The 1,163-nt window shown below is 61.9% G+C and carries 1 protein-coding gene; it reads left to right on the top strand.

Going from position 1 to position 1,163, the window contains the following annotated elements:
• Nucleotides 1-1,163 (top strand): elongation factor Tu (gene tuf / locus CBY09_RS23390; RefSeq protein WP_094291968.1); only part of this gene is annotated, 1,163 nt, incomplete at both ends.

Here is a 1,163-nt window from a genome sequence, read left to right as displayed (position 1 = left end):
ACCAAGCCCCACGTGAACGTGGGCACGATCGGCCACGTGGACCATGGCAAGACGACGCTGACGGCAGCCATCGCCACGGTGCTGTCCTCCAAGTTCGGCGGCGAAGCCAAGGCCTACGACCAGATCGACGCTGCACCCGAAGAAAAGGCCCGCGGTATCACGATCAACACCGCCCACGTGGAATACGAAACGGCCAACCGCCACTACGCCCACGTGGACTGCCCCGGCCACGCCGACTATGTGAAGAACATGATCACCGGCGCAGCCCAGATGGACGGCGCTATCCTGGTCTGCTCCGCTGCTGACGGCCCCATGCCCCAGACCCGCGAGCACATCCTGCTGGCTCGCCAAGTGGGCGTGCCTTACATCATCGTGTTCCTGAACAAGTGCGACATGGTGGACGACGAAGAACTGCTGGAACTCGTCGAAATGGAAGTGCGCGAACTCCTGGACAAGTACGACTTCCCAGGCGACGACACCCCCATCATCCGTGGCTCTGCCAAGCTCGCCCTGGAAGGCGACAAGGGCAAGCTGGGTGAAGAAGCCATCATGAAGCTGGCCGAAGCCCTGGATACCTACATCCCCACGCCCGAGCGCGCTGTGGACGGTGCCTTCCTGATGCCCGTGGAAGACGTGTTCTCCATCTCCGGCCGTGGCACCGTGGTGACCGGTCGCGTGGAACGCGGCATCATCAAGGTCGGCGAAGAAATCGAAATCGTGGGTATCCGCGACACGCAAAAGACGACCTGCACCGGCGTGGAAATGTTCCGCAAGCTGCTGGACCAAGGCCAAGCTGGCGACAACGTCGGCCTGCTGCTGCGCGGTACCAAGCGCGAAGACGTGGAACGCGGCCAAGTGCTGTGCAAGCCCGGCTCGATCAAGCCCCACACCCACTTCACGGCTGAGGTGTACGTTCTGTCCAAGGACGAAGGTGGCCGTCACACGCCTTTCTTCAACAACTACCGTCCTCAGTTCTACTTTCGCACGACCGACGTGACTGGCGCCATCGAGCTGCCAGCCGACAAGGAAATGGTCATGCCTGGTGACAACGTGTCGATCACTGTGAAGCTGATCAACCCCATCGCCATGGAAGAAGGTCTGCGCTTCGCTATCCGCGAAGGCGGCCGCACGGTGGGCGCTGGCGTCGTGGCCAAGATCATTGC

The organism is Acidovorax kalamii, from assembly GCF_002245625.1.
GTDB lineage: Bacteria > Pseudomonadota > Gammaproteobacteria > Burkholderiales > Burkholderiaceae_C > Acidovorax > Acidovorax kalamii.
Note: the sequence above shows the minus strand (reverse complement) of the source record. Positions and strands in the feature narration are given on the sequence as shown.